The following is a 24,316-nucleotide window of genomic DNA, read 5'->3' on the forward strand; positions in this document are numbered from 1 at the left end:
CCCACTAACCATTGCCGGCTTTCTAGATTATTTATGTTTTTTGAACAAAGAGACTGAGGGGACCGGGATTGTTAACTTCCCCAACCCAGGGGGGGGGCGCCGCGGACACCCACGCCGCCCGCCCGCCCCTTGAGCTGGGCCCTGATAAGCAGTCCTACGAAACCACCGCGGGATCGGCCGACTTGGACGCCGTTCCCGCGTTGTCCTCGTCCCCCACGGCGATCCCGCGCCGCTTGGAGACGTAGACGGCGGCCACAATCACGGCGAGCGCGAGGACCGCGATCACGATCCGCACGCCGATGCTCTTGTCTTCGCCGTAGCTGAACTTGATCACGGCGGGCGCGATGAGCAGCGCCACCAGGTTCATGACCTTCAGCAGCGGGTTGATCGCGGGACCGGCGGTGTCCTTGAACGGGTCGCCGACCGTGTCGCCGATCACCGTCGCGGCATGCGCCTCGCTGCCCTTGCCGCCGTGGTGACCGTCCTCTACGAGCTTCTTGGCGTTGTCCCACGCGCCGCCGGAGTTGGCCAGGAAGACGGCCATCAGCGTGCCGGAACCGATCGCGCCCGCCAGGAACGAGCCGAGCGCCCCGACCCCGAGGGTGAACCCGATGAAGATCGGCGCGAGCACCGCGAGCAGTCCGGGTGTGGCCAGCTCGCGCAGGGCGTCCCGGGTACAGATGTCGACGACCTTGCCGTACTCCGGCTCCTCGCTGTAGTCCATGATCCCGGGGTGCTCGCGGAACTGCCGCCGCACCTCGAACACCACGGAACCGGCCGACCGCGACACGGCGTTGATCGCCAGCCCCGAGAAGAGGAAGACGACCGCCGCGCCCGCGATGAGGCCGACGAGGTTGTTGGGCTGGGAGATGTCCATCATCAGGTTCAGGGGCGCGCCCGCTCCGGAGAGTTTCTCGCCGACGTCCTGCGCGCCGGTCGTGATGGCGTCCCGGTACGACCCGAAGAGCGCCGAAGCCGCGAGGACGGCGGTGGCGATGGCGATGCCCTTGGTGATGGCCTTGGTCGTGTTGCCGACGGCGTCGAGGTTGGTGAGCACCTGCGCGCCCGCCCCCTTCACGTCACCGGACATCTCCGCGATGCCCTGCGCGTTGTCCGAGACCGGCCCGAAGGTGTCCATCGCCACGATCACCCCGACCGTGGTGAGCAGCCCGGTGCCGGCCAGCGCCACCGCGAACAGCGCCAGCATGATCGACGTGCCGCCGAGCAGAAACGCCCCGTAGACGCCCAGACCGATCAACAAGGCGGTGTAGACGGCCGATTCCAGCCCGACCGAGATCCCGGCGAGGACGACGGTGGCGGGGCCGGTCAGCGACGACTTGCCGATGTCGCGTACCGGGCGGCGGGTGGTCTCGGTGAAGTAACCCGTCAGCTGCTGGATGACGGCGGCCAGGAGGATGCCGATCGCCACGGCGACGAGGGCGAGGACGCGCGGGTCGCCGTCCTTGGCCCGCACCGCCGCGTCGGTGACGCCGTCGAGGTCGGCGTACTTCGATGGGAGATAGAGGAAGACGGCCACGGCGACCAGCACGAGCGAGATCACCGCGGAGATGAAGAATCCCCGGTTGATCGCGGACATGCCGCTGCGGTCGGTGCGTCGCGGGGCGACCGCGAAGATCCCGACCATGGCCGTGAGCACGCCGATCGCGGGGACGAGCAACGGGAAGGCGAGCCCGGCGTCGCCGAAGGCCGCCTTGCCGAGGATCAGTGCGGCCACCAGGGTGACGGCGTACGACTCGAAGAGGTCCGCCGCCATGCCCGCGCAGTCGCCGACGTTGTCGCCCACGTTGTCGGCGATGGTCGCGGCGTTGCGCGGATCGTCCTCCGGAATGCCCTGCTCGACCTTGCCGACCAGGTCGGCGCCGACGTCGGCGGCCTTGGTGAAGATGCCGCCGCCGACCCTCATGAACATGGCGATGAGGGCCGCGCCGAGACCGAAGCCCTCCAACACCTTCGGCGCGTCGGCCGCGTACACCAGCACCACACAGGCGGCCCCGAGCAGACCGAGACCCACCGTGAACATGCCGACGACGCCGCCCGTGCGGAATGCGATCTTCATCGCCTTGTGCGAGACGGCGGTGAGATCCTTTTCGGGTTCGCCTTCCGCCGGAGTCGCCTCCCGGGCGGCCGCGGCGACGCGCACATTGCTGCGCACGGCGAGCCACATGCCGATATAGCCGGTGGCCGCCGAGAACCCCGCGCCGATCAGGAAGAAGATCGACCGTCCGGCACGCTGATTCCAGTCGTCGGCGGGCAGCAGCATGAGCAGGAAGAACACGACGACGGCGAATACGGCGAGGGTGCGCAGCTGCCGGGCCAGATAGGCGTTGGCGCCTTCCTGGATCGCTGCCGCGATCTTCTTCATGCTGTCGGTGCCCTCGTCGGCCGCGAGCACCTGGCGCACCAGTACGCCCGCGACCACGAGCGCTGCCAGCGCCACGACCGCGATGACCACCACGAGGAGGCGGTTGGCGTCGGTCAGTTCTGCGGCTGCGTAGATTGTCGGGTCGTTCAACGGATGAGAGGTAGAAAGCCCCGCCATTCGTCCTCCTTGACGCTTGGGCTGAGCTCAAGATGTGGACGGATTGTAGGTACCGGAACCTGATCAAAACAGAGCGCGGGAAACGAAATTCGCCTTTTCGTCAAGTAATGCCTTCAAGGCATTGATCGTGAACCGCTTCACGAATTACAGTCGATTTTCGCCACCGATGCCTCACTTCTCATGATGCACCTCATGACTTACTTCATGATTCACTTCACGAGAGCACTGTCAGCATGCACGAGTACCCAGGTGTACGCATGCCGAAGGGCCCCACCTGAGTGGGGCCCTTCGGGTGATGCACCTGCGCGTGACGCCACCCAGGTGACGCAACTCGAAGGCCGGCTCGAAGCCGGCGTGCCGGCCGGGACGGGCGTGGCCGGCTCGGGCCGGCCGGGACGGGCGTGGCCGGCTCGGGCCGGCACCGCCGACTCAGACCGGCGTGTTCACCGCCGACGTCCTCGGCCAGGTCATGCGGATCCACCCGCCGTGCTCTCCGGCGGTGACCTCCACGTCGTCGACCAGGCCGCTGATGACCGCGAGGCCCATCTCGTCCTCCTCGGCCTCCACGTCCCCGCCGGAACCGGGCGCACGGTCACCGGGCGCCGACCGCGGGGCCTCGTCGCCGACCTCGATGGAGAACTGCTTCTCGTCCTCGATCAGCGACACCTTCACCGGCGCGGTGATGCCGACGCTCTGGTGCAGTCCGACAGCGCGGGTACAAGCCTCGCCGACAGCGAGTCTGACCTCGTCGAGGACGGCCTCGTCCACTCCCGCCCTGCGCGCCACCGCTGCCGCCACCAGTCGGGCGGTCCTGACATGCTCGGGAAGCGCGCTGAAGCGGAGTTCAACGGTGGCCATACGTCCCCCTCGGAACTACGGGCGTGCTGTCAGGGGGTCGGGCCATGACGGACCGGACCCCCCTCTTCGTTCGACCAACCGTGCCCGGGCCGCGCGAGGCGACCCGGGACGGGATGGGTCAGTCGGTGGCAGCGACCGCTTCGTCGACCGAGGTGTGAATCGGGAACACCTTGGTCAGACCGGTGATGCGGAAGATCTTCAAAATGCGCTCCTGGTTGCAGACCAGGCGGAGCGAGCCCTCATGGGCACGCACCCGCTTCAGGCCGCCGACCAGCACGCCGAGCCCGGTGGAGTCGAGGAAGTCCACGCCCTCCATGTCGACGACGAGGTGGAAATTCCCGTCGTTCACCAGCTCGACCAGCTGCTCGCGCAACTTGGGCGCGGTATATACGTCGATTTCGCCACCGACCTCGACGACCGTACGATCGCCGACGGTACGGGTCGACAGGGACAGGTCCACGGATCCTCCAGCACCTTGCTATCGAGCGGTCGTCCCTCGGAACACCTGAACAGGAGCCCCCGGGACGGTACGCCAGCCGCGATGGCATTCAATCACTTACCGGCAGGCGTGCACGACGCCTTGGCTCCATTGTCCGTCACGCCAGTGACACACTCGGTGCCGATGGCCAAGAATCACCGATCCGATCGACCCTCGTCCGAGGCCGCGCCCCGCCTGTCCCCGGGCGAGGTCCTGGACCGGCTCGCCCCGGGACCGAGCCGGGCGTCGCGCATCACTCATACGGAGCACTTGCCCCCGCGCGCGGGCCGCCATGCCGTCTGGCCGGACCGGATTCGTTCCGAGGTCATCGCGGCCGTGCAGGCCTGCGGCATCGAGCATCCCTGGGCGCACCAGGCCCGCGCCGCCGAGCACGCCCTCGACGGCGACTGCGTGGTCGTCGCGACGGGCACCGCCTCCGGCAAGTCCCTCGCGTACCTCGTGCCCGTCCTCTCGGCCCTCCTGGACGGCTCACAGGCCCCCAACGGCCGCGGGGCCACGGCCCTGTACCTGGCCCCCACCAAGGCCCTGGCGGCCGATCAGTGCCGTTCCGTGAAAGAACTTTCACAACCTCTCGGCAACGCCGTACGGCCGGCCGTGTACGACGGCGACACCCCGTTCGAGGAACGGGAGTGGATCCGCCAGTACGCCAACTACGTCCTCACCAATCCGGACATGCTCCACCGGGGCATACTCCCGTCCCACCCCCGCTGGTCCTCCTTCCTGAAGTCCCTCAAGTACGTCGTCATCGACGAGTGCCACACCTACCGCGGCGTGTTCGGATCCCACGTCGCCCAGGTGCTGCGCCGCCTTCGCCGCCTGTGCGCCCGCTACGGCGCCTCTCCCGTCTTCCTGCTGGCCTCCGCGACGGCTGCCGAGCCCGCCGTGGCCGCGGGCCGCCTGACGGGCCTCCCGGTGGTCGAGGTCGCCGACGACGCCTCCCCCCGCGGTGAACTGGTGTTCGCCCTGTGGGAGCCTCCGCTCACCGACATGGTCGGCGAGAAGGGTGCACCCGTCCGGCGTACCGCCACCGCCGAGACCGCCGACCTGCTGACCGACCTCGCCGTCCAGGGCGTGCGCACCGTCGCCTTCGTCCGCTCCCGGCGCGGCGCCGAGCTGATCGCCGTGATCGCGCAGGAGCGCCTGGCCGAGGTCGACCGTTCACTGGCCCGGCGTGTCGCGGCCTACCGCGGCGGCTACCTCCCCGAGGAACGGCGTGCCCTGGAGCAGGCCCTGCACTCGGGCGAACTCCTCGGCCTCGCCGCCACCACCGCCCTGGAACTCGGCATCGACGTCTCCGGACTCGACGCCGTCCTGATCGCCGGCTACCCGGGCACCCGCGCCTCCCTGTGGCAGCAGGCCGGCCGGGCAGGCCGCGCCGGACAGGGCGCCCTGGCGGTCCTCGTCGCCCGCGACGACCCCCTGGACACCTTCCTCGTCCATCATCCGGAGGCCCTGTTCGACCGTCCGGTGGAGTCGACGGTCCTCGATCCCGACAATCCCTACGTCCTCGCCCCGCACCTGTGCGCGGCGGCGGCGGAGCTCCCGCTGACCGACGAGGACCTGGACCTGTTCGGCCCCGAGACCGAGGGGCTGCTGCCGCAGCTGGAGGCCGCGAAGCTGCTGCGCCGGCGGACCAGGGCCTGGCACTGGACCCGCCGGGAGCGGGCCGCCGACCTCGCGGACATCCGCGGCGAGGGCGGCCGGCCGATCCAGGTCGTCGAGGCCGGCACCGGCCGGCTCCTCGGCACGGTCGACGCCGGCTCCTCCCACACCACCGTCCACGAGGGCGCGGTCCACCTCCACCAGGGCCGCACCTACCTCGTACGGTCCCTGGACCTGGAGGACTCCGTCGCGCTGGTCGAGCAGGCCGATCCGCCCTACTCGACCGTCGCCCGCGACACCACGTCGATCTCCGTCCTGGAGACGGACGTCGAAGTCCCGTGGGGTCAGGGCCGGTTGTGCTACGGCTCCGTCGAGGTCACCAACCAGGTCGTCTCCTTCCTGCGTCGGCGTGTCATCACCGGCGAAGTCCTGGGCGAGTCGAAGCTGGACCTCCCTCCTCGTACGCTGCGCACGCGCGCCGTGTGGTGGACGGTCACCGAGGACCAGCTCGACGCCGCCCGGATCAACTCCGAGATCCTCGGCGGCGCCCTGCACGCCGCCGAGCACGCCTCCATCGGGATGCTGCCCCTCTTCGCGACCTGCGACCGCTGGGACATCGGCGGCGTGTCGGCGCCCCTCCACCCCGACACGCTTCTGCCGACGGTCTTCGTCTACGACGGCCATCCCGGCGGTGCGGGATTCGCCGAGCGCGCGTTCCATACCGCCCGCGCCTGGCTGACGGCCACCCGCCAGGCCATCGCCTCCTGCGAGTGCGACGCCGGCTGTCCGTCCTGCATCCAGTCCCCCAAGTGCGGCAACGGCAACGATCCGCTGCACAAGAGAGGCGCGGTCCGCCTGCTCACGGAACTGCTGCGGGAGGCTCCCGAAGAGAAGGCGGCGGCAGCCGCGGAGCAGGCCTCGGGGACAACGACGTCGAAGGGGCGATCGGGGTCGCAGGGGTAACCGGGGTCGGTGGGGTGATCGGGGCCGGTGGGACAGCGAAGGTCGGTGAGGTGGCGAGGGCCGGCGGGCTGACGGCGGTCGGTGGGACAGCCGGGGGTGGGCGCGGAGGGTCACGCGGAGTCGCGTGAGTTGGAGGGGCCTCCCGGGGCGCCGACCGGCCGTGGCCTGTGCCCTCGCCCTCACCACCCTTGCCGTCGCCTGGCAATGGCGCCGGCACCGCGTCCGGCAGCGTCGGGGGCCCGTCCGGCGGAGCCGGCACCGCGTCCGGCGGACCCGCCCGAGCCCTCATCTCGGCTGCGAACAGCCCCCGTCCCGAGGCCGCCGTCACATCCGAGACCTCGCCGACGACCGCGCAGCGCACCACCCGCGCGCCCTGTGCCCGGGCCACCCTGTCTGCCCGAGCACAGGCCTGCGCAACGCCGTCCGACCAGTGGTCGGCTGCGGCGAGCGCCGCGAGATCCGCGCCGCCCGCGGCACGGTGCCGGGCCGCAACGGCCTGCCCGAGGGCGAGCACGGCACCGAACACCACACACAGCACGGCCATCGCCCCGAGGGTCCAGACGGTGGCGGAGCCACGGTCCGCGTCCCCGCGCCCTCGCCCGAAGCGGCGGGCGGCGCTCACGAACCCACCCCAGAGGCCGACGTCGAACCCACCCCAGAGGCCGACGTCGAGGCCGAGTCGGCGGCCAGGGCCTCCTCCGCCGCCGCCACGGCTTCCTCGCGTACCTCGAAAGGCAGCCCCCGCAACGCCGGCGGTTTCGCCACGACCACGACGCGAACCTGATCTCCCTCCCTGCTGACCGTCACCACGGCTCCGCGCGGCGCCGTCGCACGGGCGACCGCGAGGACCGCGTCGGCCGGATCCTGCCGGGCCGCGGCCCGGGCGCCGGCCCTGGCCGCGTCCACGCACCTGATCTGGGCGGACATGACGAGCAGCCCCCAGACGAGCGCCATCGCGAAGGCCACCAGGACCGGCAGCACCACGGCTGACTCCGCCGTCACGAACCCCCGGTCCCCGGCGAGGACGCGCGGCCGCCCGCTCCAGGGCCTGCCTTCCCGCGCAGGCTCCCGCACCGGCCCACGCTCACGCGCCCGCACTGAGCGCCTGCCGTACCAGGGCCGTCAGTTGCGCCGAGACCCCTTCGCTCGTCACCACCTGATGGAGAAGCACGGCGAAGCCGACGGCCGCCACGATCCCCATCGCGTACTCGGACGTGACCATCCCCGCGTCCTTGCGCGCCGTACGCGTCCTGCACATCAGGGCACACAGCCGCGCCCGTACCGTCTTGTACATTTCAACCCCTGTGAGGTTCGGTTCCGTCGATCTCTGCTTGTCCTGATCGGCCGATCGCCGTCAGCCCTGCTCCCGCCGCCGCTGCCGCCGACTCCGCTCTGGTCCCGACGCCGGCTCCGGCTCTGCCGCGACCCCTGGTTCTGCCGCCGGCTCTGGCGCTCCCGCCCTTCGGCGTCCCGCTCATCACCGTGCTCTCCAGCGCTCCATCGCGGTCTCGCGGCGCTCTCACCCCGCTGTCACCGCCCACCTCCTCCCATCACTCCGCCCGCGAGCCCGATGACGATCGGGAGCACGCCGACCGCGATGAAGGCGGGCAGGAAGCACAGCCCCACCGGCGCGGTGACCATGACGGCCGCTCGCCGGGCTCTCGCCGTCGCAGCACGCGCCCACTCGGCGCGGGTGTCGGCGGCTAGCCGGGCAACCGGTCCGGCCGCCGGCAGACCGGAGACGTCGGCCCGTTCCAGCAGCCCGGCCAGAGCCGCCGCTCCCGGCGTCGAAGCCAACCCCCGCCATGCCCGGGCCGGTTCACCGCCCAGCCGGACCTCGGCGGCGCCATGCGCCAAACCCTCCCCGACCGGGCCGCCGAGGGCCTCGCCCACGGCCTGCGCCGCGACCACCGGACCGGCACCGGCGGCGATGCACGCCGCCAGCAGGTCAGCGGCGAGCGGGAGTTGGCGAGCGGCGAGGCGGGCGTCGGCATCGCTCGCTGCCGCCGACTGCCGCTGCCGACGACGCCATCGCCCGAGTACCACCGCGGCCGCCAACCCCGGAACAAGGCCGGTCACGCCACCGAACACCAGCCATCCGGCTCCGGCCACCGACGCCTCGGGAAGCCACCGCAGTACGGCCTCCCGCGAGGCGAACGGCGGCCGCTGCCGCGCCCGGCGTCCTGCGCCCAGCACTGCGGCCAGACGTCGTCGCGCCCTGCGGTGGCCTCGCGCGCTTCCCAGCCGACGTCCCAGCAACCAGAGGGCCGCCACGATCCCCACGGTCACCCCCACCCTGTGGACAACTTCCCCGCCCATGCCCTCTCCCTCCATGTCATCCGCTCCCCGTGCACTCCAGGCCCGACCGCCGTCGTCCGCGCCGTCCGCGTCATCCGCGCGCCGACACCGCGCCCGGTCGCCGCCGTTCTCCACCGTCGGGCCACCCCCGCCGCGGCCGTCCCCGCCCGCCGCGCCCCCCTCACGTCGCCTCCGCGCTGCGCACGATCCGCAGGGCCCACCACGCGCCCGCGGCCTCCAGCGCGCCGCCGATGAGCAGGCAGCCCAGTCCCGGTCCGCTGTGCAGCAGGACATGCAGGGGGTCGGCTCCCAGCGTGGCGCCCAGCAGAAGGCCCAAGGCCGGCAGACCCGCGAGCATCACGACCGTGGCGCGTGGGCCGGACAACTGCGCCCGCAGATCCGCTCGTTGGTCCCGTTCGGCCCGCAGCGCCTCCTCCAGGCGGTCGAGCCCGGCCGCCAGGCCCGCGCCGCGGTCCACAGCCACCCGCCAGCACGCCGCGAGCCCCAGCAGCCCCTCCGCGCCCGGCTGCCGTGCGGCCACCGTGAGGGCGTCGGGCACGTCTCCGCCGAACCGTGCCGCCGCGAGCACGGTCGGCTGCGCCGCCCCCAGCCCCGCGGAGTCCCGCGCCGCCCGCTGCAACGCCTCACCGGGCTGGCGGCCGGCCAGCACCTCTCCGGCCAGCGCCGCGCACAGCGCAATGACCGCGTCGCCCCGGCGTTCCCGTGTCCGCCGCGCGTCGGCGGCACGTCGTGCCCGGCGCAACAGCGGCACCCCGGCCGCCCCCGCGACGACCGGCAGCACGGAGCCGCCCAGCACCGCCAGGAACAGTCCGACGACGGGCACCCACCACTCGGGCCGCCACCGTGCTCGCAGTCGTCGCAGCTCGCTGTTGAGCTGCTCCCACGACGGGGACCCGCCGCCGACCGTCCTGTCGCCGGCGAGCAGCAACCGCGCGCGCCTGGCCCCCGTGTTCGCCCCGCCCAGCATCCAGGCAGCCGCTCCGGCGCAGGCCACGGCCGCTGCCATCGGCATCTCAGCCATCACGGTCCTCTCCCTCCTCCGTCTCCTCGTTCTCATGGCTGCGCAGCAGTTCCCGCAGCCGCTCCCAGCCCCGCTCGTGGGTGAAGGCGTCCGCCCGCCAGCGCAGTGCCGGCACGGTCCGCACCAGCCCGGACGGGTCCCGCTCCAGGACGTGCACCTCGTCGATCCGCCGCCGACCGGCCGGGTCGCGCACAAGGTGCAGGACCACTGACAGGGCCGCCGCCAACTGGCTGTGCAGCGCGGCACGATCGAGCCCGGCCGCCGTCCCCAGCGCCTCCAGTCGGGCCGGCACGTCCGCGGCGGCGTTGGCGTGGACCGTGCCGCAGCCGCCCTCATGGCCCGTGTTCAGCGCGGCGAGCAGATGAACGACCTCCGGGCCGCGCACCTCGCCCACGACCAGCCGGTCCGGCCGCATCCGCAGGGCCTGGCGAACCAGGTCCTCCAGGGTGACGAGCCCGGCCCCCTCCTGGTTGGCGGGTCTGCTCTCCAGGCGGACCACGTGCGGGTGATCCGGGCGCAGCTCCGCCGAGTCCTCCGCGAGCACGATCCGCTCCCCGGGCCCGACCAGCCCGAGCAGCGCGCTCAGGAGGGTCGTCTTGCCGCTGCCGGTGCCGCCGCTGACCAGGAAGGACAGCCGCGCCCGCACCAGCGCCCGCAGCACCCGGTCACCGCCCTGCGGCACCGTGCCCGCGGCGACCAGTTCGTCGAGCGTGAACGCGCGGGGCCGTACGACGCGCAGCGACAGGCAGGTGCAGCCGACGGCGACCGGGGGGAGCACCGCGTGCAGTCGTGTCCCGTCGGGCAGCCGGGCGTCGGCCCAGGGCCGGGCGTCGTCCAGCCGGCGTCCGGCCACCGCGGCCAGGCGCTGCGCGAGGCGGCGGACGGCGGCCGCGTCCGGGAAGGAGACGCCGGTCAGCTCCAGGCCCCCGCCCCGGTCGACCCAGACCCGGTCCGGGGCCGACACCAGAACGTCGGTCACCCAGGGGTCTGCCAGCAGCGGTTCCAGGGGGCCGCTTCCGATCAGTTCGGACCGCAGGTGTTCGGCCGCGCCGAGGACCTCCGCGTCCCCGAGGACCCGCCCCTGTTCGCGCAGGGCCTGCGCCACGCGCGCGGGCGTCGGTTCGGACCCGCTCTCGGCGAGCCACTGCCGTACGCCGTCCAGGAGTGTCCCGGCGGTCCGCGCCCGTTGGACTCCCGGCGGTGTGCTCATGAGCCACCCGCCTCGGTCAGCGCCCGCTCCCAGAACTCCTTGCAGAAACGGGCGAGCGGCCCGCGAGCGGCCGCGCCCGGCGGCGCCTTGCCGCCGTCCGGTCGCAGCAGCCCCGACTCGACGGGCACCTCCCCGGCCAGGGGCAGCCCGAGCAGCGCGGCGACCTCGGTGTCGTCGAGTCCGGGGGCGTAGGGGCCGCGCACCGCGACCCGCAGGTCGCGCACCACCATGCCGACGGCGGAGGCCACCCGGCCCGCCGCCGCGACGGCGCGCAGTTCGGCCGGGACGACGAGGAGCCCGAGGTCGAGCTGGGCCAGGACCTCGGCGACCCCGTCGTCGATGCGGCGCGGCAGGTCGACGACGACCGTGCCGCCCCGGCGTCGGGCCGCCGCGAGCACCGCCCGTACGGCCTGGGGCGCGATGGCGACGCAGTCGCCCCGGTCCCAGCTGAGCACCCGCAGCGAGTGCAGCCGGGGCAGCGACTCCTCCAGCGCCCCGCCGCCGACCCGGCCGCGCGAGGCGGCGAACGCCGGCCAGCGCAGCCCTTCGGCGCTCTCCCCGCCGAGCAGCACGTCCAGTCCGCCGCCGAGGGGATCGGCGTCCACCAGGAGGGTGCGCAGTCCCTCGCGTGCGGAGGTGACGGCGAGGGCGCAGGCGAGCGTGGACGCTCCGGCGCCGCCGCGGCCGCCGATCACCCCGACGGTGAGCGCGGGCCGGCCCACGCCCTCGGCCACGTCGGCGATGCGGTCGACGAGCCACTGCTCGCCGTCGGGAAGCATCAGGACGTGGTCGGCGCCGATCTCCACGGCGCGCTGCCACACCCCCGAGTCGTCCTGGTCGCGTCCGACGAGAACCACCCCGCGACGGCGAGCGGCCCCGCGGACACGGGGTGCCGCGTCGTCGCCGACCAGGACGAGGGGCGCGGATTCCCAACTGCCCCGGCGCTTGGGCACCGAGTGGTGCACTTCGGGTGTGGCGCCGGCCGCGGCGCAGAGGCGCAGCAGATCATCGAGGAGGTCCACGTCCTCCGTGACGATCAATGGCTTGCCCGGCCGCCCTCCGGCGGTGGGCGGCAGGTCTTGTGTGACGGCTCCGGTCACGATGTCCCTCCCCTTCGCCGCGAGGCGCACAGTCACTGCGGCCCCGCGATTGCCGAACCTGTGAAGAACCGGCATCCGGTCTCCCTATGCACGGCCGCCAGAAACCGGCCGCGGACGCCGCCGAACGGAGCCGACCGTGTGAAGTCGGACGGCACGAGCGGGCGTGTCGGAATCACGGTGCAGCGAACCCGGAAATCGTGTGGATCTTGGCGGATAACTGTGGACGAGTGGGCACTTGTGAATATCGCCGTCACCCGTACCGGTGACGCGCGCACCACCTTGTGTGCGACTTCCGCAGAGCAGCCCGACGACTACCCACGGTAACCACGAGCGGGCGTGTGAAAGGGACGACCTCAGGCCGCCTCGATGGGACGCGCCGGTCGCCTGCAGAAGGGGAAAACCCACCCGGACATGCGACGACCCCCGCCGGGGGGGAGAGCGGGGGTCGTCTCCACGGCCGACTCGGGGGGGGAGGAGTCGGACCGGGTTAGCACGGTCGCGAACGATCCGTGACTTCCATGGTGTACCCGAGAGCCCTCTCAGGCAAACCCACGCGCTCACCTTACGCCGAATGGGCTGCCCCTATGCTCTTGGTTGTGGAAAACCACTCCTTGCCCCGCACAGCGGCCTTCTTTGACCTGGACAAGACGGTCATTGCGAAGTCGAGCACGCTCACCTTCAGCAAGTCCTTCTACCAAGGCGGCCTGATCAACCGCCGGGCGGCCTTGCGGACCGCATACGCCCAGTTCGTGTTCCTCGTGGGCGGTATGGACCACGACCAGATGGAGCGGACTCGGGAGTACCTGTCCGCCCTCGTACGCGGCTGGAACGTCCGCCAGGTGAAGGAGATCGTCGCGGAGACTCTGCACGACCTGATCGATCCGTTGATCTACGACGAGGCGGCCTCCCTGATCGAGGAGCACCACACCGCCGGCCGCGACGTCGTCATCGTGTCCACGTCGGGCGCCGAGGTGGTCGAGCCCATCGGGGAGCTGCTCGGCGCGGACCGAGTGGTCGCCACCCGCATGGTCGTGGGCGAGGACGGCTGCTTCACCGGCGAGGTGGGGTACTACGCGTACGGCCCGACGAAGGCGGAGGCCATCAGGGAACTGGCCGAGTCCGAGGGCTACGACCTCTCGCGCTGCTACGCCTACAGCGACTCGGCGACCGACCTGCCGATGCTGCAGGAGGTCGGACATCCGCACGCCGTGAACCCGGACCGAGCCCTGCGCCGCGAAGCCGTGGCCCGCGGGTGGCCGATCCTCGACTTCCACCGGCCGGTCCGCCTCAAGCAGCGGATTTCCTCGTTCTCCGTACCGCCCCGCCCGGCGCTCGTCGCGGCCGCGGCCATAGGAGCGGCGGCCGCGACGGCCGGCCTCGTCTGGTACGCGAGCCGACGGCGGGCGGCGGTCGCCTGACGGCGCCGGCGCACGCGGCCGTCCCGCCGGCTTCGGCACCGCCCGTTTGAAACCCGTTTGGACGCAAAAGCAAAGAACTGCTGCCAGCACTTCCGCTTGCCTGGGTCCTGGAGTACAAAGGACTTAACGGCCCGCGAGACCAAGGACATCCGAGAGGATCACCTTAATAACGCATTTGGCCCCACGGACCGCGCATGATCACCGGGTACCCACGCGACGTCGACCCGTCGATTACGGGCCAGCCGCACCAGTGACGGGCAAAGTTCCCGGCCTGATGGGCAATACATCGAGGACGCTTGGTAACTGGGTGAGCATGCCAGCGGCGGTACGAGAATTCGTACCGCCGCAACGCTTTTCCACCGCAGTCGATCCGTCCCCGATCGGGTCTTCGTGCGTCTGTCCCCCATCAGACCCCCCGCTCGCGGCCGCTAAGCCGCTCCGCGCTGCAGCGCCTCACACACTGCCGTCGACTCCCGGGCACCGAGTTCCACAGCCCTGCCGCAGTGGGCGATCCACGCCGCCATGCCGTCCGGGGCGCCGGACGCATAGCCGCCCAGGGCCGCCAGATAGGCGGCCCGCCCCAGTTCGGCGTGGCCCACCTCGGCCGGGCAGACCGACTTGGGGTCCAGGCCGCTGCCGATCAGGACGATGCGTTCGGCGGCCCTCGCGACCAGGCCGTTGTGCGAGGTGAAGGGCCGCAGCGCCAGGAGCTCGCCGTGGACGACGGCAGCCGTCACCAGCGCGGGTGCGGACCCACCCGCGATGATCAGCTGGGACAGCCCCTCCAGACGGCCGGCCACCTCGTCGGCACTCGGCAGCGGCAGCTCGACCAGCGGCTCGTCGACCGCCTCGCCGGCCTGGCGCGGACGCCCGACCTCGTCGTCGCCGCTCGCCGCGGCCACCAGGTGCAGCCGGGCCAGCACCCGCAGCGGCGACTGCCGCCAGATGGAGAGCAACTGGCCCGCCTCCGCAGTCAGCCGCAGTGCCGCTCCCATGACCCGCGCCTCGCCGTCGACACCGAAGTCGCTGCGCCGGCGGACCTCCTCGAGCGCCCAGTCCGCCCCGGACAGCGCCGCCGAGCCGCGCGCGCCGCGCAGGGCCGCCTCGGAGGTGATCTCGGTGCTGCGGCGGCGCATGACCCGGTGCCCGTATACCCGGTCCACGGCCTTGCGCACGGACTCCACGGACTCGGCCACACCGGGCAACGAGCCCAGGGCCGCGAGCGGATCGGCGGACGCGCCTGTCGTACTCATGAGTACGACCCTACGCAACCGACGCCCGCGCCCCACGATGGAGTGGTCTTCTTCACGACGTCTGTCACCTACAGCTACCTGCACACTACGCTTGGTGAACATGAAAATTGCTTTCGTCGGGAAGGGCGGCAGCGGCAAGACCACGCTGTCCTCCCTGCTCATCCGCCACCTCGCCGCGTGCGGCGCGCCCGTGATCGCCGTCGACGCGGACATCAACCAGCATCTGGGCCCCGCGCTCGGCCTCGACGAGGCGGAAGCCGCGCAACTGCCCGCGATGGGCGATCGACTGCCGCTGATCAAGGACTACCTGCGCGGCTCCAACCCCCGCGTCGCCTCGGCCGAGGCGATGATCAAGACCACGCCGCCCGGCGAGGGCTCCCGGCTGCTGCGGGTGCGCGAGAGCAATCCGGTGTACGACGCGTGCGCCCGGCCGGTGGAACTCGACGGGGGCGCCGTCCGTTTGATGGTCACGGGCCCCTTCACGGACGCCGACCTGGGGGTCTCCTGCTACCACTCCAAGACGGGAGCGGTGGAGCTGTGCCTGAACCATCTGGTCGACGGACGTGACGAGTACGTCGTGGTCGACATGACCGCCGGCTCGGACTCCTTCGCCTCCGGCATGTTCACCCGCTTCGACGTGACGTTCCTCGTCGCCGAGCCGACCCGGAAGGGGGTCTCCGTCTATCGCCAGTACAAGGAGTACGCCCGCGACTTCGGCGTCGAGCTGAAGGTCGTCGGCAACAAGGTGCAGGGTCCGGACGACCTGGACTTCCTGCGCGCCGAGGTCGGGGACGACCTGCTCGCGACGGTCGGGCACTCGGACTGGGTGCGCGCCATGGAGAAGGGCCGGCCACCCCGGTTCGAGCTCCTGGAGAACGCCAACCGTCACGCCCTGAGCCTGCTGCGGACGACCGTCGACGCGGCCTACGACCAACGCGACTGGGAGCGCTACACGCGGCAGATGGTGCACTTCCATCTGAAGAACGCCGCATCCTGGGGCAACGAACGCACCGGGGTCGACCTGGCGGCGCAGGTCGACCCCGGGTTCGTCCTCGGAGAGGGCGTCACCGCCTCCGTATGACGGCCGGGACGACGGCGGTGACGACGATCGAGCCGCCTTCGCCGTACACCCCTACCGTCTGACCGCCTGCGCCCCGGGCACACCCTTCGGGGCCGGGGCCGGGCCGCCGGCCAGGAAGGTGCCCCAGCCCTGTCGAGGGGCTTCGCCGACGTCCAGCGTGCGCAGCTTGGCCAGGGTCTTCGGGTCCTGGGCGTCCAGCCAGTCCGCCAACTGGCGGAAGGACACACAGCGGACGTCGGGCTTGTTGCAGACGTGCTCGACGACCTCCTCGACGGCACGCATGTACGTGCCGCCGTTCCAGGACTCGAAGTGGTTGCCCATGATCAGCGGCGCGCGGTTGCCGTCGTAGGCCCGGTAGAAGCCCTTCAGCAGACCGTCGCGCATCTGGTCGCCCCAGAACGCGAACTTGTCGGGGTTGCCCTGCGTGGCCGTGCCGGACTGGTTGACCATGAAGTTGTAGTCCATGGTGAGCTGCTCGTACTTGTGGCCGGGGAAGGGCACGAGTTGCATGGACAGGTCCCACAGGCCCTGCTTCCGGGTGGGCCAGACCTGGTTGTCGACGCCGCTGGTGTCATAGCGGAAGCCCAGTTGGCGGGCTGCCTCCATGAAGTTCTTCTGCCCCTCCAGGCAGGGGGTGCGGGCTCCGACGAGTTCCCTGTCGTAGTCGAAGGGCAGCGGGGCCGCCTTGTTGAGGCCCGTGTTCGTCTTCCAGGTCTTCACGAACTGCTTGGCCTGGGCGATCTCGTCCTTCCAGTCCTCGACCGACCACGCGCCCACGCCGGTCTTCCCGCAGAAGTGACCGTTGAAGTGGGTCCCGATCTCGTTGCCCTCCAGCCACGCCAGCCGCAGCTGCTTCACGGTGTCGGTGATGCCGCGCTCGTCGTTGAAGCCGATGTCGGAGCTGCCGCGCGAGTGCTGCGGGGGGTTGTAGAGCTCGGCCTTCTCCTTCGGCAGCATGTACACGCCGCTGAGGAAGTACGTCATCGTCGCGTGGTTGGCCTGGGCCACCTTGCGGAAGTGGGAGAACAGCCGCTGGCTGTCCTCGCCCGCGCCGTCCCACGAGAAGACCACGAACTGCGGTGGCTTCTGGCCCGGCTTCAGCCGTTCGGGCCGGGGCAGGTGGGGTTGCGCTCCGGTGTACGCCGTGGAGCCGTCGCCGATCAGGCGGACGACGCTCTTCGGCGCCGGGGCCGGCTTCGCCTTGTGCGCGCCCGACGCGCCCTCCGCGGAACCGTGGGAATCGTGGGATCCGGTCCCACAAGCGGCGAGTGACACGGCGACAGCTGCGGCGACCGCGGTGCCGACGGCGATCCTCTGGGTGGCGGCCATATTCCGCCCACCTTCTTCCTTCTCTCGGCCAACGCCGACGAGGGCGTTCTGGTGACGCGCCGGGTCGAGCCGGCAGCGCGGTCAAGGTCGCACGAGGGTCGGGAGTGGATTAATACGACAAGCCGACAAAAGGACCACTTCACTCATGCGGGTGATCTACTGCCCTATTTGCCAGGAAAATCCATGCTTGGCCTTTACTTTGCATTACGATTCGTTTACCGAGCGTTGATTTTTTTCATCCCGCCGCTGCACGCCGTGACCCACGGCCGCGACCGCCCCCGCCACAGCCGGGGGACCCCTGTTCCGCGACCGCGCTGCCCCGGAGGAGACGGGAAACATGTCCGCCTGCGTCCCCACCCGCACCGACCACCCGACGCCCACCGAGCGCGTCCAGTCCCACAGCCCCCCACCCGCGCCGCGCCGACGCTTCCGCATCGCGGGAGCCGACGTGTCCGCCTCGATCGCGGTCTTCCTGATCGCACTGCCCCTGTCGCTGGGCATCGCCCTCGCCACCGGCGCGCCCCTCCAGGCCGGCCTCGTCGCCGCTGCCGTGGGCGGGATCGTCGCCGGACGGGTCGGCGGCTCACCCCTCCAGGTCAGTGGCCCCGCAGCGGGCCTGACGGTCGTCACCGCCGACCTCATCCACCGCTACGGCTGGCGGACGACGTGCGCCATCACCGTCCTCGCCGGGCTGGCCCAACTGGGCCTCGGCTGCCTGCGCGTGGCACGCACCGCGCTCGCCGTCAGCCCCGCCGTCGTGCACGGCATGCTCGCCGGCATCGGCATCACCATCGCCGTCGCCCAGCTGCACGTCGTCCTCGGCGGAACGCCCCAGAGCTCGGTCCTCGACAACATCCGTGCCCTGCCCGCCCAGTTGGCCCGCCTGCAACCCGCGGCCGTCGCCGTGAGCCTGCTGACCCTTGCCCTGCTGCTGCTCTGGCCGCGCATCCCCGGCCCGGCCGGCCGTCTGCTGCGCAAGGTGCCCGCCGCACTCGTCGCCGTCACGGGCGCCACCGCCACCGCGTCGCTCACCGGCCTCACCCTGCCCAAGGTCGACCTGCCGTCCTGGAGCAGTCACGCCCTGGCCGGGCTGCCCGCCGGGCCGGCGCTGGGGCTCGCCGCAGCCGTCCTCACCACCACGCTGGTCTGCAGCGTGCAGTCACTGCTCGGCGCGGTCGCCGTGGACAAACTGATCGCCTCCCGCCCCGGCCCGGTCGGCACCCGCGCCACCCGCGTCGGCCGCTCCGACCTGGACCGCGAACTGCTCGGTCAGGGCGCGGCCAACATCGTCTCCGGCGCGCTCGGCGGACTGCCCGTGGCGGGCGTGGCCGTGCGCAGTTCGGCGAATGTGCAAGCCGGCGCCGTGAGCCGGAACTCCACGATGCTGCACGGCGTTCTCGTAGTGATCGCCGCGCTGCTGATGGTCCCGATCCTGGATCTCATCCCGCTCGCCTCACTCGCCGCCCTGGTAATGGCCGTCGGCATCCAGATGGTGTCCCTGCACCACATTCGCACGGTGACCCGCCACCGAGAGGTGCCGGTGTACGCCGTCACCGTCTTCGGCGTGGTGTGCCTCGGCGTCCTGGAAGGCGTGATGCTCGGCGTCGCCGTAGCCGTGGCCGTCGCCCTCCACCGCCTCACCCGCACCCGCATCACCCACCACGAGAAGGAAGGAGTCCACCACGTACACGTGAGAGGCCAGTTGACGTTTCTCGCCGTGCCACGTCTCAGCCGCACCCTGCACCTCGTGCCCCAGCACACGCACGCCGTCGTGGAGTTGGACGGCTCCTTCATGGATCACGCCGCCTACGAGACACTGCAGGACTGGCAGAAGGCCCACACCGCGCAGGGCGGCACGGCCGAGCTGACCGGCCGCCGCCCCCGCACGGGACTCGATTCCCCAGTCGATCCCGGAACGGGAGCGGGCGGCAGCGCGGAATCCGAGGGGGACGGTCCGACCACTCCCCCAGGGCTGGAACCCGCCCGGGCCGGTGACGTCCCGATCGCCGACTGCCGCTGTCGCCCCTGGACGCCCTGGCGCAACCACCAGTGCGCGGTGCCTCAGGCGACGACCGCGACCACCCGACCGCCGAAGACCGCGAACCCTGCGAACTCCGCGGACTCTGCGGACGCGTCGGAGGCGTCGGACGGGGCGGAGGCGTCGGACGTGGCGAACACTGCGGACGCGGCTGCGCCAGGGATGACGAGAGGCACAGGCGCGACGAACCCGTCGCGCACCACAGGCCGGCCGACACCGGCGAAGGCGGCAACCGCTGCGGGCCGGGCGTTCACGACGCTCCCGGCACACATGGCAGAGACAGCGGCGGCTGTCTCCTCGGCAGAGGCGTCACCCGCCTCCAAGGCACGAGAACCGGTGAAGAGGAAGGAGAACGCGGAGAACGCGAAGACCGAGCAGACCACGGCGGCTCTCGAACCGAGTGGGCACCAACTGGTGCGTGGCATCAGCGCCTTCCAGCGGAACACGGCGCCGCTGGTCCGGGGCGAGCTCGCGCGGCTGGCCCGGGAGGGTCAGCGTCCCACCCAGCTGTTCCTCACCTGCGCCGACTCACGGCTGGTCACCTCGATGATCACTTCCAGTGGTCCCGGCGACCTGTTCGTGGTGCGCAATGTGGGCAACCTGGTGCCCCCGCCCGGCGAGGACAGCGGGGACGACTCGGTGGCGGCCGCGATCGAGTACGCGGTGGACGTCCTGGAGGTGCGGTCCATCACGGTGTGCGGGCACTCGGGGTGCGGGGCCATGCAGGCGCTGCTCACCGCCGAGCCCGGCGACGCGCGGACCCCGCTGAGACGGTGGCTGCGGCACGGGGCGCCGAGCCTGGAGCGGTCGCACGACGTCGGCCGCCCACGGGCCCGGCTGGCCGGACGCGCCCCTGCGGACGAGGTCGAGCAGCTCTGTCTGACCAACGTGGTCCAGCAGTTGGAGCACCTGCGGGCCCACGAGTCGGTCGCCCGGGCTCTGCGGACGGGGGCCCTGGAGCTGCACGGTCTCTACTTCCACGTGGGTGAGGCCCAGACGTATCTGCTCACCGAGGCACCCGGGGGTGGCGGGATGTTCGACCACGTGGGGACGGCCCACGTGTCCGTCTGAGCCCGGCGCCGGTGTGCGGCCCGCGTAGGGGCGAAGGCGGCACACCGGCGCCGTCACCGGATGTGAAAGGCGTTACACCGGCTGAACTCTGTTTCCCCGGTGTCCGTGGGTACGGATGACCGCCGGGCGACGGGACGGCGAGGTCACAGAACCGGCCCAGAGGTCTAAACCAATTGGTCGGCGGGCCTTGTCACCGGACCCCTGGGTCTGATGAGCTGTGGCCTGGGACACAACGGACACGGACACCCTTCGAAAGGGAGATGTCGTGAGCAACGAGAGCCTGGCCAACCTGCCGGGGGAGGAGAGTGGCGTATGAGCGAGTCTCCCTCACTTTCCAACCTGCTCAAGGAAGAGCGCAGGTTCACGCCGCCCGCCGACCTGGCGGCCGACGCCAACGTCACGGCGGAGGCGTACGAACAGGCCAAGGCTGACAGGCTCGGCTTCTGGGCCGAGCAGGCCCGCCGGCTGACCTGGGCCAAGGAGCCGACAGAGACGCTGGACTGGTCGAACCCGCCGTTCGCCAAGTGGTTCAAGGACGGCGAACTCAACGTCGCCTACAACTGCGTCGACCGCCATGTGGAGGCCGGACACGGCGAGCGCGTCGCCATCTACTTCGAGGGCGAGCCGGGCGACAGCCGCGCCCTCACCTACGCCGAGCTCAAGGACGAGGTGTCGAAGGCGGCCAACGCGCTGCTGGAGCTGGGCGTCGAGAAGGGCGACCGGGTCGCGGTGTACATGCCGATGATCCCGGAGACGGCGATCGCGATGCTGGCCTGTGCGCGGATCGGCGCCGCGCACTCCGTCGTCTTCGGCGGCTTCTCGGCGGACGCGCTGGCCACCCGCATCCAGGACGCGGACGCCAAGGTCGTCATCACGTCCGACGGCGGTTACCGGCGCGGCAAGCCGTCCGCGCTGAAGCCGGCCGTCGACGACGCGGTCGCGCGCGTGGACGACGTCCGGCATGTGCTCGTCGTCCGGCGCACCGGCCAGGACGTCGCCTGGACCGAGGGCCGGGACGTCTGGTGGCACGAGGTGGTGGACCGTCAGCCGGCCGAGCACACCCCCGAGGCGTTCGAGGCCGAGCACCCGCTGTTCATCCTGTACACCTCGGGCACCACGGGTAAGCCGAAGGGCATCCTGCACACCTCCGGCGGCTACCTCACGCAGACCGCGTACACGCACCACGCGGTCTTCGACCTCAAGCCGGAGACGGACGTCTACTGGTGCACCGCCGACGTCGGCTGGGTCACCGGACACTCGTACATCGTCTACGGGCCGCTGGCGAACGGCGCGACGCAGGTCATGTACGAGGGCACGCCCGACACCCCGCACCAGGGCCGCTTCTGGGAGATCGTGCAGAAGTACGGGGTCACGATCCTGTACACGGCGCCGACCGCCATCCGCACGTTCATGAAGTGGGGCGACGACATCCCCGCGAAGTTCGACCTCAGCAGCCTGCGCGTGCTGGGCTCGGTCGGGGAGCCGATCAACCCCGAGGCCTGGATCTGGTACCGCAAGCACATCGGCGCCGACCGGACGCCCGTGGTGGACACCTGGTGGCAGACCGAGACCGGCGCGATGATGATCTCGCCGCTGCCGGGCGTGACGGCGACGAAGCCGGGTTCCGCGCAGACTCCCCTGCCCGGCATCTGCGCGACCGTCGTCGACGACGAGGCGAACGAGGTGCCCGACGGCGGTGGCGGCTACCTGGTGCTGACCGAGCCGTGGCCGTCGATGCTGCGCACCATCTGGGGTGACGACCAGAGGTTCCTCGACACGTACTGGGCGCGCTTCGAGGGCAAGTACTTCGCCGGCGACGGAGCGAAGAAGGACGACGACGGGGACATCTGGCTCCTCGGGCGCGTCGACGACGTCATGCTCGTGTCGGGTCACAACATCTCCACCACGGAGGTCGAGTCGGCGCTCGTGTCCCACCCGTCCGTCGCCGAGGCGGCCGTCGTGGGCGCGGCGGACGAGACGACCGGACAGGCCATCGTCGCGTTCGTGATCCTGCGCGGCACGGCGAACGCCGAGGACGACAAGCTCGTCGCCGACCTGCGCAACCACGTCGGGGCGACGCTGGGTCCGATCGCCAAGCCGAAGCGGATCCTGCCGGTCGCCGAGCTGCCGAAGACGCGCTCCGGCAAGATCATGCGACGGCTGCTGCGCGATGTGGCGGAGAACCGCCAACTGGGCGATGTCACCACCCTGACCGACTCCACGGTCATGGACCTCATCCAGGCGAAGCTGCCGGCGTCCCCGAGCGAGGACTGAGCTCCCTGCCGGAAGGGCGCCCTGCGTGAAGCGGCAGGGCGCCCTTTTTGCCCCTACCGTGAAAGGTGCCGGACACCGAAGGGCGCTCGACGCCGCGGGCTGCCTCTTAGGTAAACTAAACAAAACAACGTGACCCTCATGGTGCGCCGGGAAGTCTGGTCGGCAAGTCGCTCCGCCCTGCCCACCGACCGGAGGCCGCCGCCGTGACCGCGCCCCACACCCCGCCCCCCACACCCCGCAGCGTCCTCGGACGGCTCTCGCTGCCCGAACGGAACTTCGTCGCGGAGGCGCTGCGCACCGAGACCGTCGGCGGCGTGCTGCTCCTCGTCGCCGCCGTCGCGGCGCTGATCTGGGCGAACGTACCGGCGCTGCACGACAGCTACGAGAGCGTCAGCCACTACCACCTCGGCCCCGCCGCGCTCGGGCTGCACCTGTCCGTCGCCCACTGGGCGGCCGACGGACTGCTCGCCGTCTTCTTCTTCGTCGCCGGCATCGAGCTCAAGCGCGAACTCGTCGCGGGCGACCTGAAGGACCCCAAGGCAGCCGCGCTCCCCGTGGTGGCCGCGCTGTGCGGGATGGCCGTGCCCGCGCTCGTCTACACGCTCACCAACCTTGCCGGCGGCGGATCCCTGGCGGGCTGGGCCGTTCCCACGGCGACCGACATCGCGTTCGCCCTCGCCGTGCTCGCCGTCATCGGCACGTCGTTGCCGAGTGCTCTGCGCGCCTTCCTGCTCACCCTCGCCGTCGTCGACGACCTGTTCGCCATTCTCATCATCGCGGTCTTCTTCACGAGCACCATCGACTTCGCGGCGCTGGCCGGCGCGGTCGTCGGGCTCGGCGTGTTCTGGGCGCTGCTGCGCAAGGGCGTGCGCGGCTGGTACGTCTATGTGCCGCTCGCGCTCGTCATCTGGGGGCTGATGTACAACAGCGGTGTGCATGCCACGATCGCCGGCGTCGCGATGGGCCTGATGCTGCGCTGCACGACGCGCGACGGCGAGGAGCGCTCCCCCGGCGAGCGCATCGAACATCTCGTGCGGCCGGTCTCCGCGGGTCTCGCGGTCCCGTTGTTCGCCCTGTTCAGCGCCGGTGTGACGCTCTCGGGCCATGCCCTCGTGGACGTGTTCGGCAGGCCGGAGACGCTGGGCGTCGTCCTCGGTCTCGTCGTCGGCAAGACGGTCGGCATCTTCGGCGGCACCTGGCTGACCGCCCGTTTCACCCGTGCCTCGCTCAGCGAGGACCTCGTCTGGGCGGACGTCTTCGCCGTCGCGTCGCTCGCCGGCATCGGTTTCACCGTCTCGCTGCTGATCGGGGAGCTCGCCTTCGAGGGCGACGCGGTCCTCACCGACGAGGCCAAGGCCGCCGTCCTGCTGGGCTCGGTGATCGCGGCGCTCCTGGCGACGGTTCTGCTGAAGCTGCGCAACGCCGCGTACCGCCGGATGTGCGAGACGGAGGAGCGCGACGAGGACCTCGACGGCATCCCTGACGTCTACGAGCAGGACGACCCGGCATACCACCTGCGCATGGCGGACATCCACGCCGGCAAGGCCGCGGAGCACCGCCGGATCGCCGAGGAGATCACCCGACGGCTCGCCCGGGAGGACGAAGCCGCGCGGGACGGACTTGCCGAAGTGCCGGGCGGGGCAGGCGAGGACGACGACCGTCCGGCATGATCTGACGGGACGGTACAAAAGAAGTCGGAAACACAGAGCAGCAGGAGAAG

At 71.4% G+C, this 24,316-nt stretch carries 17 protein-coding genes and 1 pseudogene; 6 read left to right on the forward strand and 12 right to left on the reverse strand.

Annotated features, from left to right (window positions below; all coding sequences use genetic code 11):
- Window positions 1–154: 154 nt before the first annotated feature.
- From ACFVYK_RS08675 to bldG, 3 genes are all read right to left on the reverse strand, one after another.
- Entirely contained in the window at window positions 155–2,560 is a 2,406-nt protein-coding gene (locus ACFVYK_RS08675; protein ID WP_389770288.1) for a sodium-translocating pyrophosphatase, read from the reverse strand.
- A 429-nt stretch (window positions 2,561–2,989) separates the two neighbouring features.
- Window positions 2,990–3,418 carry an ATP-binding protein gene (locus ACFVYK_RS08680; protein ID WP_389770291.1) on the reverse strand — a complete coding sequence of 143 codons (429 nt, stop codon included), beginning with the start codon at window positions 3,416–3,418 and terminating at the stop codon, window positions 2,990–2,992.
- A gap of 118 nt (window positions 3,419–3,536) precedes the next feature.
- Window positions 3,537–3,878, reverse strand: a complete 342-nt coding sequence (bldG, locus tag ACFVYK_RS08685; protein WP_009189842.1) for an anti-sigma factor antagonist BldG — start codon at window positions 3,876–3,878, stop codon at window positions 3,537–3,539.
- 81 nt (window positions 3,879–3,959) lie between these two features.
- Here bldG and ACFVYK_RS08690 point away from each other — a divergent pair, with 81 nt between their 5' ends.
- The gene (locus tag ACFVYK_RS08690) at window positions 3,960–6,482 is read left to right on the forward strand and encodes a DEAD/DEAH box helicase (RefSeq protein ID WP_389770294.1); all 2,523 of its coding nucleotides are present in this window, start codon (window positions 3,960–3,962) and stop codon (window positions 6,480–6,482) included.
- A 253-nt stretch (window positions 6,483–6,735) separates the two neighbouring features.
- Here the strand turns inward: ACFVYK_RS08690 and ACFVYK_RS08695 are convergent.
- The 7 genes and pseudogenes from ACFVYK_RS08695 to ssd form a co-directional block, all read right to left on the reverse strand.
- A pseudogene (locus ACFVYK_RS08695) lies at window positions 6,736–7,026 on the reverse strand (Rv3654c family TadE-like protein); the annotation flags it as partial.
- Window positions 7,027–7,100: 74 nt separating this feature from the next.
- Window positions 7,101–7,556, reverse strand: coding sequence for a TadE family type IV pilus minor pilin (locus ACFVYK_RS08700; protein WP_389770297.1), 456 nt, complete (start codon window positions 7,554–7,556; stop codon window positions 7,101–7,103).
- Between the two features lie 10 nt (window positions 7,557–7,566).
- Complete coding sequence (locus ACFVYK_RS08705; protein WP_389770300.1) at window positions 7,567–7,776, reverse strand: DUF4244 domain-containing protein; 210 nt, start codon at window positions 7,774–7,776, stop codon at window positions 7,567–7,569.
- Window positions 7,777–8,012: 236 nt separating this feature from the next.
- Window positions 8,013–8,801 (reverse strand): type II secretion system F family protein, encoded by a 789-nt coding sequence (locus tag ACFVYK_RS08710; protein WP_389770303.1) that lies wholly within the window; start codon window positions 8,799–8,801, stop codon window positions 8,013–8,015.
- A 160-nt stretch (window positions 8,802–8,961) separates the two neighbouring features.
- The gene (locus tag ACFVYK_RS08715; protein WP_389770305.1) at window positions 8,962–9,822 is read right to left on the reverse strand and encodes a type II secretion system F family protein; all 861 of its coding nucleotides are present in this window, start codon (window positions 9,820–9,822) and stop codon (window positions 8,962–8,964) included.
- Window positions 9,815–11,032: a TadA family conjugal transfer-associated ATPase gene (locus ACFVYK_RS08720; RefSeq protein ID WP_389770308.1), complete on the reverse strand. Its 1,218-nt coding sequence runs from the start codon at window positions 11,030–11,032 to the stop codon at window positions 9,815–9,817. The genes ACFVYK_RS08715 and ACFVYK_RS08720 overlap by 8 nt, the downstream gene beginning before the upstream one ends.
- On the reverse strand, window positions 11,029–12,132 hold the full coding sequence (gene ssd / locus ACFVYK_RS08725) for a septum site-determining protein Ssd (RefSeq protein ID WP_389770311.1): 1,104 nt from the start codon (window positions 12,130–12,132) through the stop codon (window positions 11,029–11,031). Before ssd ends, ACFVYK_RS08720 begins: the two co-directional genes overlap by 4 nt.
- Window positions 12,133–12,716: 584 nt before the next feature.
- Between ssd and ACFVYK_RS08730 the strand changes: the two genes are divergently transcribed.
- The gene (locus ACFVYK_RS08730) at window positions 12,717–13,550 is read left to right on the forward strand and encodes an HAD family hydrolase (RefSeq protein WP_389770313.1); all 834 of its coding nucleotides are present in this window, start codon (window positions 12,717–12,719) and stop codon (window positions 13,548–13,550) included.
- 428 nt (window positions 13,551–13,978) lie between these two features.
- Here the strand turns inward: ACFVYK_RS08730 and ACFVYK_RS08735 are convergent, their stop codons facing one another.
- Window positions 13,979–14,803, reverse strand: a complete 825-nt coding sequence (locus tag ACFVYK_RS08735) for an oxidoreductase (RefSeq protein ID WP_389770316.1) — start codon at window positions 14,801–14,803, stop codon at window positions 13,979–13,981.
- A 100-nt stretch (window positions 14,804–14,903) separates the two neighbouring features.
- Between ACFVYK_RS08735 and ACFVYK_RS08740 the strand changes: the two genes are divergently transcribed.
- Window positions 14,904–15,884: an ATP-binding protein gene (locus tag ACFVYK_RS08740; RefSeq protein WP_389770318.1), complete on the forward strand. Its 981-nt coding sequence runs from the start codon at window positions 14,904–14,906 to the stop codon at window positions 15,882–15,884.
- A 51-nt stretch (window positions 15,885–15,935) separates the two neighbouring features.
- Here ACFVYK_RS08740 and ACFVYK_RS08745 read toward each other — a convergent pair whose 3' ends face one another.
- Window positions 15,936–17,213, reverse strand: coding sequence for a hypothetical protein (locus ACFVYK_RS08745; RefSeq protein WP_389770320.1), 1,278 nt, complete (start codon window positions 17,211–17,213; stop codon window positions 15,936–15,938).
- A 337-nt stretch (window positions 17,214–17,550) separates the two neighbouring features.
- On the opposite strand from ACFVYK_RS08745, the gene ACFVYK_RS08750 reads away from it, so the two are divergent.
- The 3 genes from ACFVYK_RS08750 to nhaA all read left to right on the forward strand — a co-directional run bounded on the left by ACFVYK_RS08750 (window position 17,551) and on the right by nhaA (window position 24,266).
- Window positions 17,551–20,322, forward strand: coding sequence for a SulP family inorganic anion transporter (locus ACFVYK_RS08750; protein WP_389770322.1), 2,772 nt, complete (start codon window positions 17,551–17,553; stop codon window positions 20,320–20,322).
- A gap of 312 nt (window positions 20,323–20,634) precedes the next feature.
- Window positions 20,635–22,596, forward strand: coding sequence for an acetate--CoA ligase (gene acs / locus ACFVYK_RS08755; protein ID WP_389770325.1), 1,962 nt, complete (start codon window positions 20,635–20,637; stop codon window positions 22,594–22,596).
- Between the two features lie 203 nt (window positions 22,597–22,799).
- A complete protein-coding gene (gene nhaA, locus ACFVYK_RS08760; protein ID WP_389770327.1) occupies window positions 22,800–24,266 on the forward strand; it encodes a Na+/H+ antiporter NhaA in 1,467 nt (488 codons plus the stop codon).
- Window positions 24,267–24,316 lie beyond the last annotated feature (50 nt).

This window comes from Streptomyces sp. NPDC058291, from assembly GCF_042880855.1.
Taxonomy (GTDB): Bacteria; Actinomycetota; Actinomycetes; order Streptomycetales; family Streptomycetaceae; genus Streptomyces.

Coding starts and splice junctions, on each gene's coding strand:
- ACFVYK_RS08675 (WP_389770288.1), bottom strand. CDS start 2,560: ATGGCGGGGCTTTCTACCTCTCATCCGTTGAACGACCCGACAATCTAC.
- ACFVYK_RS08680 (WP_389770291.1), bottom strand. CDS start 3,418: ATGGCCACCGTTGAACTCCGCTTCAGCGCGCTTCCCGAGCATGTCAGG.
- ACFVYK_RS08690 (WP_389770294.1), top strand. CDS start 3,960: ATGGCATTCAATCACTTACCGGCAGGCGTGCACGACGCCTTGGCTCCA.
- ACFVYK_RS08705 (WP_389770300.1), bottom strand. CDS start 7,776: ATGTACAAGACGGTACGGGCGCGGCTGTGTGCCCTGATGTGCAGGACG.
- ACFVYK_RS08710 (WP_389770303.1), bottom strand. CDS start 8,801: ATGGGCGGGGAAGTTGTCCACAGGGTGGGGGTGACCGTGGGGATCGTG.
- ACFVYK_RS08715 (WP_389770305.1), bottom strand. CDS start 9,822: ATGGCTGAGATGCCGATGGCAGCGGCCGTGGCCTGCGCCGGAGCGGCT.
- ACFVYK_RS08720 (WP_389770308.1), bottom strand. CDS start 11,032: ATGAGCACACCGCCGGGAGTCCAACGGGCGCGGACCGCCGGGACACTC.
- ACFVYK_RS08730 (WP_389770313.1), top strand. CDS start 12,717: ATGCTCTTGGTTGTGGAAAACCACTCCTTGCCCCGCACAGCGGCCTTC.
- ACFVYK_RS08735 (WP_389770316.1), bottom strand. CDS start 14,803: ATGAGTACGACAGGCGCGTCCGCCGATCCGCTCGCGGCCCTGGGCTCG.
- ACFVYK_RS08740 (WP_389770318.1), top strand. CDS start 14,904: ATGAAAATTGCTTTCGTCGGGAAGGGCGGCAGCGGCAAGACCACGCTG.
- ACFVYK_RS08745 (WP_389770320.1), bottom strand. CDS start 17,213: ATGGCCGCCACCCAGAGGATCGCCGTCGGCACCGCGGTCGCCGCAGCT.
- ACFVYK_RS08750 (WP_389770322.1), top strand. CDS start 17,551: ATGTCCGCCTGCGTCCCCACCCGCACCGACCACCCGACGCCCACCGAG.
- acs (WP_389770325.1), top strand. CDS start 20,635: ATGAGCGAGTCTCCCTCACTTTCCAACCTGCTCAAGGAAGAGCGCAGG.